The sequence below is a fragment of the Streptomyces alkaliphilus genome (assembly GCF_014141535.1).
GTDB classification, from domain to species: Bacteria; Actinomycetota; Actinomycetes; order Streptomycetales; family Streptomycetaceae; genus Streptomyces; species Streptomyces alkaliphilus.
Genome location: NZ_VKHT01000122.1, coordinates 1 through 8,246, shown reverse-complemented (window position 1 = coordinate 8,246; position 8,246 = coordinate 1). Strand labels below are relative to the sequence as shown.

At 73.1% G+C, this 8,246-nt stretch carries 7 protein-coding genes and 1 tRNA gene; 7 read left to right on the top strand and 1 reads right to left on the bottom strand.

Features of this window, described 5'->3' with window-relative positions:
• Positions 1 to 97 precede the first annotated feature (97 nt).
• From FNQ90_RS06640 to FNQ90_RS06625, 4 genes are all read left to right on the top strand, one after another.
• On the top strand, positions 98 to 1,639 hold the full coding sequence (locus FNQ90_RS06640) for a 3-phosphoshikimate 1-carboxyvinyltransferase (protein WP_182605410.1): 1,542 nt from the start codon (positions 98 to 100) through the stop codon (positions 1,637 to 1,639).
• A gap of 5 nt (positions 1,640 to 1,644) precedes the next feature.
• A complete protein-coding gene (rsgA, locus tag FNQ90_RS06635) occupies positions 1,645 to 2,685 on the top strand; it encodes a ribosome small subunit-dependent GTPase A (RefSeq protein WP_182605409.1) in 1,041 nt (346 codons plus the stop codon).
• Positions 2,686 to 2,799: 114 nt separating this feature from the next.
• Positions 2,800 to 3,660, top strand: coding sequence for a histidinol-phosphatase (hisN, locus tag FNQ90_RS06630; RefSeq protein ID WP_182605408.1), 861 nt, complete (start codon positions 2,800 to 2,802; stop codon positions 3,658 to 3,660).
• Between the two features lie 251 nt (positions 3,661 to 3,911).
• Positions 3,912 to 4,301: a CBS domain-containing protein gene (locus tag FNQ90_RS06625; RefSeq protein WP_143619009.1), complete on the top strand. Its 390-nt coding sequence runs from the start codon at positions 3,912 to 3,914 to the stop codon at positions 4,299 to 4,301.
• A gap of 227 nt (positions 4,302 to 4,528) precedes the next feature.
• Here the strand turns inward: FNQ90_RS06625 and FNQ90_RS06620 are convergent, their stop codons facing one another.
• Complete coding sequence (locus FNQ90_RS06620; protein WP_182605407.1) at positions 4,529 to 5,992, bottom strand: catalase; 1,464 nt, start codon at positions 5,990 to 5,992, stop codon at positions 4,529 to 4,531.
• A 215-nt stretch (positions 5,993 to 6,207) separates the two neighbouring features.
• Between FNQ90_RS06620 and FNQ90_RS06615 the strand changes: the two genes are divergently transcribed.
• From FNQ90_RS06615 to FNQ90_RS06605, 3 genes are all read left to right on the top strand, one after another.
• The gene (locus FNQ90_RS06615) at positions 6,208 to 6,627 is read left to right on the top strand and encodes a Fur family transcriptional regulator (RefSeq protein WP_182605406.1); all 420 of its coding nucleotides are present in this window, start codon (positions 6,208 to 6,210) and stop codon (positions 6,625 to 6,627) included.
• A 107-nt stretch (positions 6,628 to 6,734) separates the two neighbouring features.
• Positions 6,735 to 6,808 (top strand) — tRNA-Met (locus FNQ90_RS06610).
• 240 nt (positions 6,809 to 7,048) lie between these two features.
• On the top strand, positions 7,049 to 8,206 hold the full coding sequence (locus tag FNQ90_RS06605; RefSeq protein WP_182605405.1) for an acyl-CoA dehydrogenase family protein: 1,158 nt from the start codon (positions 7,049 to 7,051) through the stop codon (positions 8,204 to 8,206).
• The last annotated feature ends 40 nt before the right edge of the window (positions 8,207 to 8,246 follow it).

The following is an 8,246-nucleotide window of genomic DNA, read 5'->3' as shown; positions in this document are numbered from 1 at the left end:
CCCCCGGGCCCTTCACGCCCCCGGTGCCCCCGGTGGCGGTGATCCGACGACGTCATCGTCGCGCGATGACACTGGGTGACACACTAAAGTGGCCCGCATGACGGACTCCACCGCAGGCACCGTGCTCCGGTCCGCCCCACCCGCTCCCGGCGCGGTGGACGCGACCGTCGTCGTGCCCGGGGCGACCTCGGTGACCGCCCGCGCGCTGATCCTGGCCGCGCTGGCCGCGGAACCGGGCTGGCTGCGCCGTCCGCCGCGCACCCGCGACACCCTGCTGATCGCCGAAGCCCTGCGGGCCATGGGCATCGGGGTCGAGGAGACGGTCTCCTCCGCCACCGCCACCGCCCCGGACGCCGGCGTCCCCGGTGACCACGGGGAGTCCTGGCGGATCATCCCGGCGACCCCGCACGGCCCCGCCGACGTGGATGTGACCGGCGCCCCGGGGGCCGCCCGCCTGCTGCTGCCGTTCGCCGCGCTGGCCGAGGGGGAGGTGCGGTTGACCGGGACGCCGGATCCGGCCTCCGGTTCCCCCGCGGGCACCGTCGCCGCGCTGCGCGCCCTGGGCGCCCGGGTGGACGACGGCGGCCGGGGCGCCTTCCCGCTGTCCGTCCACGGCACCGGGCCGCTGAACGGCGGAACCGTCGCCCTCGACGTGGCCGCCGACCCCCGGACAGCCGGGGCCCTGCTGCTGTGCGGCGCGCGCTGCAACCGGGGCGTGGAGATCCGTCACGTCCCCTCGGACCCCGCGGCCACGCGCCCCGGAGATCCCGGGGACCCCGGCGCGCTCCCCGACCGGCTGCCGCACCTGGGCGCGGTGGTCGCCTCGCTGCGGGCAGCCGGGGCCCGGGTGGACGCCCCCGAGTCCGGCGGCCGGCCCGGGGTGTGGCGGGTGGCGCCGGGCGCGCTGCTCGGCCGGGACGTGGTGATCGAGCCGGATCCGGTCGCAGCCCTGCCCTTCCTGTCGGCCGCGATGGTCACCGGCGGGCGGGTCACCGTCCCGGACTGGCCCGCCCGTATCGGCCGTCCAACCGACGCGCTCCCCGATGTGCTGACCGCCCTCGGCGCACGGTGTTCGGTCGACGACCACGGCCTGACGGTGGTCGGTGCCGGTCCGTTGCGCGGGGTGGAGCTGGACCTGCGGGGACCGGCGGCGGCGGCGACCGGGTCGGGAGCCGGCTGGGTGGCCGGCGTCATCGCCCTGGCGGCACTGGCCGAGGGGGACTCCGTGCTGCGGGTGCGCCGTGCCGATGTGCCGGACACCGTGATCGGCGATCTGCTGGCCCTGGGTGCCGACATCACCGAGGCCCCCGACGCCCCGGCCGCCGCCGGCACGCCGGGCACGGTGCTGCGCGTCCGCCCGCGCCCGCTGCGGGGGGCCCCGCCGCGCAGCGCCGGCCCCCGGCGCGCGGCCGTGGCGGCGCTGCTGGCCCTGGCCTCCGCCACCCCGGGCGCCTCCCGCACCACGGGGCCGGCGATCGACGTGGCCGACCCCGGAGCCGGTGACGGCGCACCCGATGGGGACACCACCGGGTACGACCCCTCCGACGACGGGGGAGGGGGGACGGCGGAGTTCCGTTCCCGCTGGCGGGCGATGCTCGCCGGCCGTCTCCCGGCCGCCGCGCCCCGGAATCGGGACTGACCGGCATGCGACGTTACGGCAAGCACACCGACGAGGACGACATCCGGGTCCGCCCCGACCGCAGGGGCAGCCGCCCGCGCACCCACCGTCGCCCGGCCCACGAGGACGCGGTGGAGGGCATGGTCACCACCGTCGACCGGGGGCGGCTCACCTGCCGGGTGGGGGACCGGGCGGTGGTCGCGGTCAAGGCCCGCGAACTGGGCCGCAAGGGAGTGGTGGTCGGTGACCGGGTGGCCCTGGTCGGCGACCTGTCCGGGGACCGCGACGCGCTGGCCCGCATCGTCCGGGTGGAGAGGCGTCGTTCCGCGCTGCGGCGCACCGCCGACGACGACGACCCGTACGAGCGGGTGGTGGTGGCCAACGCCGATCAGTTGGCGATCGTCACGGCCCTGGCCGACCCGCCCCCGCGACCCCGCCTGATCGACCGCTGCCTGGTCGGTGCCTACGACGCCGGTCTGGAGCCGCTGCTGATCCTCACCAAGGCCGACCTGGCGTCCGCCGACGCGATGGTGAAGACCTACGCCCCGCTGGGCATCCGGCACGTGGTGACCACGGGCCTGCACGAGGAGGAGGGCGAGCCGGACGAGGCGACCCGGCGGGTGATCGCCTCCGTGCGCGAACTGCTGGTGGGCCGCACCACCGTCCTGGTCGGTCACAGTGGGGTGGGGAAGACCACCCTGGTCAACGGGTTGGTGCCGGAGCGGCGCCGGGCCACCGGCCGCGTCAACGAGGTGACCGGGCGCGGCCGGCACACCACCACCTCGGCGTTGGCCCTGCCGCTCTCGGACGAGGAGGGGGAACCGGAGGGCTGGGTGATCGACACGCCCGGCGTTCGGTCCTTCGGCCTGCACCACGTGGACCCCTCACGGGTCATCCACGCCTTCCCGGATCTGGAGCCGGGCACCGAGGGCTGCCCGCGCGCCTGCGGCCACGACGAACCCGACTGCGCGCTGGACGCGTGGGTCGCGGCCGGTCACGCGGATCCGCGACGGTTGGAGTCCCTGCGCCGCCTGCTGGCGACCCGCGAGCGGCACGAGGGCGACTGACCCGATCCCCCCGGCCCGTTCGACGCCACCCGGCGCCGCCCGACCCCGTCCGGCGGCTGCTCTTCCGTCGGACACCCGCCCGGCCGGCCCGCGGGGGCCGCTACGGTAGCGGGCATGGCCGACCACCACGACGATCTGCGTCTCGCCCACGTCCTCGCCGATGCCGCGGACGCGGCGACCACGGAGCGCTTCCGGGCCCTGGACCTGAAGGTCGACACGAAACCGGACATGACCCCGGTCACCGAGGCGGATCGGGCGGCGGAGGAGGTGATCCGCTCGATTCTCGGGCGGGCCCGGCCCCGGGACGCCGTGCTGGGCGAGGAGTACGGCACGTCCGGCGCGGGTCCCCGCCGGTGGGTGATCGACCCGATCGACGGCACCAAGAATTATGTGCGGGGCGTGCCGGTGTGGGCGACGCTGATCGCGCTCATGGAGGTCGGTGAGGGCGGGGAACGGCCGGTCGTGGGCGTGGTCTCCGCGCCGGCGCTGGGCCGGCGCTGGTGGGCCGCGCTGGGCGGGGGCGCGTACACCGGGCGCAGCCTGACCTCGGCCACCCGCCTGTCGGTCTCCGGGGTCTCCCGCCTGGAGGACGCCTCCTTCGCCTACTCCTCGCTGACCGGTTGGGAGGAACGCGACCGGCTGCGGGAGTTCCTGCAGCTGGGTCGGGACTGTTGGCGGACCCGGGCGTACGGCGACTTCTGGCCGTACATGATGGTCGCCGAGGGCTCGGTGGACATCTGCGCCGAGCCGGAGTTGTCGATGTGGGACATGGCCGCCAACGCGGTGATCGTCGAGGAGGCGGGCGGCCGGTTCACCGGGCTCGACGGCCGGGACGGGGTGCACGGCGGGAACGCCGCCGCCTCCAACGGGTTGTTGCACGACCGACTCCTGGAGTACCTCGGCGACCGGTGGTCGTCGGCCCGGCCGGGCCCGACCGCCCGGCCCCGCACGCCCGGTGACGGCCCGTCCGTATGAGGGGGCGCCCGGGCGGAGTTCCGCGCCGGGTCCGTGACGCGCGCGGCGCGTGGGTGGGACCGTTTCGCCCCTTCTCGCATCGTCCGCCCCCTTGTCGGCCCCCCGGGTGCGTGTGACGATGAACACTCTCCCGCTTGTGACCTTGTGAAAAGGTTCTCGAACGGCCTCCCGGCGTGCCGACAATCCCGTCGGCCATCCGGAGGCGTTCCCACGGTCACGGGCCCCGGCCGACACCCCGGAGGTGTGCCCTCATGCAGGTACTCGACGCGATGAGCACGGTCGTCCTCACCATCGGTCCGGAGCACACGCTGCGCCGGGCCGCGACCCTGATGGCCGACCGGCGGGTGGGCGCGGCGGTCGTCCTGGACCCGGACACCTGCGGGGTGGGCATCCTCACCGAGCGGGACGTGCTGCGCTCGGTCGGCGCCGGGCAGGACCCCGACCGGGAGCGCGCCGGCGCCCACACCACCACCGACGTGGTCTTCGCCGACCCCTCCTGGACACTGGTCGAGGCGGCCGCGGCGATGACCGCGGGGGGGTTCCGGCACCTGATCGTGCTGCGGGACGGCGGGCCGGTGGGGATCGTCTCGGTGCGTGACATCGTCCGCTGCTGGACGCCGGTCCTCACCGCCGCGGCGTGAGGCCGGGGGCGGTGGGAGCCCGACCGCCGGGGCCGCGCCGGCCGCGCGACGACCGGCCCCGGACGCGCGAGGACCCGGGCCGCGGGCGTCGTGGTCCGGGACGGTGAATCGTCCCGGGCCGCGACGCACCCGGCGACCCGGGTCCTCGTTTCCGCCCGTCACCCCGGCCGGCCGGAGCCCCGGGGGGCGTCCGTGCCGGACGGGGAGTGGTTACGGCAAGCGGGTCGTCAGCCGCGCAGGGCCTGGACCGCGGCCTCGAGCCGCTTGCCGTAGTCCTCGTCGGCCCGGCGGAAGTTCTCGATCGCGCGCTGCGCGATGTCCTCCCGCGAGACCTTGGCGATGAAGCCGGAGAGGTTCTCGATCAGGCGCTCCTTCTCCTCCTCCGACATCAGGCGGTAGAGGTTGCCTGCCTGGACGAAGTCGTCGTCCTCGGCGTGCACCGGGGTCGGGTGGTTGCCGGTGGCACCGGAGACGGTGGTGGGCTGCCACATCGCGCGGTCGGTCTGGGCCGGGCCGCCGAAGCTGTTCGGCTCGTAGTTCTTGGCGCCGCCGTGGCGACCGTCGTACATGAAGCCGTCCCGTCCGTGGGAGCGGGCCTCGGTCGCCCGGGGGCGGTTCACCGGCAGGTGGTCGGCGTTGATGCCGACGCGGTAGCGGTGGGCGTCGCCGTAGCCGAACAGCCGACCCTGGAGCATCTTGTCGGGGGAGGGGCCGATGCCCGGCACGAAGTGGTGCGGGGAGAAGATCGACTGCTCCACCTCGGCGAAGATGTTCTCCGGGTTGCGGTTCAGCTCCAGCTTGCCGATCTCGATCGGCGGGTAGTCCGCGTGCGGCCAGACCTTGGTCAGGTCGAACGGGTTGAAGCGGTAGGTCGCGGCCTCCTCGGCGGGCATGATCTGGACCTGCACGGTCCAGGAGGGGTACTCGCCGCGCTCGATGGCCTCACGCAGGTCGCGCTGGTGGCTGTCCGGGTCCTCGCCGGCGAGCTTGTTGGCCTCGTCCTGGGTGAGGTTCTTGATGCCCTGGTCGGTCTTGAAGTGGTACTTGACCCAGAAGACCTCGCCGGCCTCGTTGGTCCACTGGAAGGTGTGGGAGCCGAAGCCGTCCATGTGGCGGTAGCTCGCGGGGATGCCGCGGTCACCGAAGAGCCAGGTCACCTGGTGGGTGGACTCCGGGCTCAGACCCCAGAAGTCCCAGACGTTGTCCGCCTCCTGCGAGCCGGTGTACGGGTCGCGCTTCTGGGTGTGGATGAAGTCGGGGAACTTGATGGCGTCCCGGATGAAGAACACCGGGGTGTTGTTGCCGACGAGGTCGTAGTTGCCCTCCTCGGTGTAGAACTTCAGCGCGAAGCCGCGGGGGTCGCGGACGGCGTCCGCCGCGCCGAGGTTGCCGGCCACGGTGGAGAAGCGCAGGAAGACCTCGGTCTCCTTGCCGATCTCCGAGAGGAACTTCGCCCGGGTGTAAGGCGTCACGTCGGCGGTGACGGTGAAGGTGCCGTACGCGCCGGCGCCGCGGGCGTGGACCACGCGCTCCGGGATGCGCTCACGGTTGAAGTGAGCCAGCTTCTCGATGAGCAGCTGGTCCTGGAGGAGGACCGGTCCGCCGACCCCGGCGGTCTCACTGTTCTGGTTGTCGGCAACCGGGGCACCGGCCTCCGTGGTGAGCGGTCCCGCGGTGATCTGCTCGGTCATCTACCTCGCCCTTCGGATCTTCGTGAGGGTCACGGGGGCTTGGCCCGTGTCCTACCGGATCCTATATTGGACTATGTCCAAGTCAAGACGGGTACTCGATTCATACGGGATCAACGTTTGTGCGGGATCCGGATCGGCGCCCCGGGTTCGCTCGGCGCGGCCGGGCATATCGCCGCAAACATCGCCGGAAACGGCCTCACGTTAGGGTGGAGCGCATGAGTGACCTGCTACAGCGACTTCGCGACCGCGGTTGGCGGCTCACCGCGCAGCGCAGGGTCATCGCCGAGGTGCTGGACGGCGAGCACGTCCACTACACGGCCGAGGAGGTCCACGCCCGCGCGGTGGAGCGCCTGCCGGAGATCTCCCGTGCCTCGGTCTACAACACCCTCGGCGAGCTGGTCGCGCTCGGCGAGGTGGTGGAGGTCACCACGGACGGGCGGGCCAAGCGCTACGACCCCAACGTCCACCAGGAGCACCAGCACCTGGTGTGCTCCGGCTGCGGGATGATCCGCGACGTGCGCACCGAGGGCGACCTGATGGCCGCCCTGCCCTTCGGTGAGCGCTTCGGTTTCGCGGTGGACGAGGTGACGGTCACCTACTACGGCCGCTGCCCCGGCTGCGCCGCGGCCTCCTGAGCGGGTGCGGGACGTTTTGGGGTGGCGTCCGGGTGGCCCCCGGTGGCGCGCGGTTCACCTCGATTTGCATCGCCGGTCCCCGGCGGTCTACAGTAAGGGCACAACGACGCGGGGTGGAGCAGCTCGGTAGCTCGCTGGGCTCATAACCCAGAGGTCGCAGGTTCAAATCCTGTCCCCGCTACTGAAGGGCGAGGGCCCGGATCCGATCATCGGATCCGGGCCCTCGTCGTCGTGCGGTGCGACCTCCTACCTTGTCCCCGGCCCGACCGCGGAGTAACCTCACAACTGAGCAAGCGCTTAGACAGTTGTCCCGTGATGTCGGCCCCCGGCCCCGCACCCCGGCGGGGCGGGAGACGCTCGACCCACGACCGGACCGAAGGAGAGCCCGCCCCGGCGGCCGGGCCGAGACCAGGAGGCACCCGTGCGCCGTACGGTGTTCAACGAGGACCACGAGGCGTTCCGCGTCACCATGCGCGACTTCATCGAGGCCGAGGTCGTGCCCGTCTACCCCGGGTGGGAGGCGCAGGGGCACGTGCCGCGCGAGTTCTACCGGAAGCTCGGCGAGCTGGGCGTCTTCGGTATCGAGGTGCCCGAGGAGTACGGCGGCGCCGGGGAGAAGAGCTTCAAGTTCCAGGCCGTCATCACCGAGGAGCTCGCCCGCGCCGGGGTCTCCTTCGGCGGCTCCTCGGTCCACACCGCACTCTGCCTGCCCTACCTCCTCCAGTACGGCACCGAGGAGCAGAAGCGGCGCTGGCTGCCCCCCTTCACGGCCGGCGAGATGATGACCGCCATCGCCATGACCGAGCCCGGCACCGGCTCCGACCTGGCCGGCATGCAGACCACCGCGAAGCTCTCAGCCGACGGCACCCACTACGTGCTCAACGGTGCCAAGACCTTCATCACCGGCGGCGTCCAGGCCGACCGGGTCCTGGTGTGCGCCCGCACCTCCCCGCCGGACCCCGGGGACCGCCGCGCCGGCATCACCATCCTGGTCGTGGACACGAAGTCCGAGGGGTACGCGGTGGGTCGCAAGCTGGAGAAGATGGGCCTGCTCGCCTCCGACACCGGGGAACTCTCCTTCACCGATGTGAGGGTGCCGGTGGAGGACCGACTCGGCGAGGAGGGGAAGGCCTTCTCCTACCTCACCCACAACCTCCCCCGGGAACGGCTGGGCATCGCCCTGTACGCCTACGCCCAGTCCGCCGCCGCCATCCGGTTCGCCGACGCGTACGTGCGCGAGCGCACCGTCTTCGGAAAGCCGGTGGCCGCCTTCCAGAACACCAAGTTCGTCCTGGCCGACTGTCAGGCGGAGGTGCTGGCCATGCAGTCGATGATCGACCGCGCGCTGGACGCCGACGACGCGGACGAGCTGACCCCCGCCGACGCCGCCGCCGTCAAGCTCTTCGTCACCGAGCGCGCCGCCGGTGTCATCGACAAGTGCCTCCAGCTGCACGGGGGTTACGGCTACATGCGGGAGTACCCCATCTCCCGGATGTACACCGACACCCGGGTCACCCGCATCTACGGCGGGACCAGCGAGGTGATGCGTTCCATCATCGCCAAGTCGATGGGCCTGTGAGCGTCCGGGGGCCGGGGGTCGGGAGCCACGCCCCGACCCC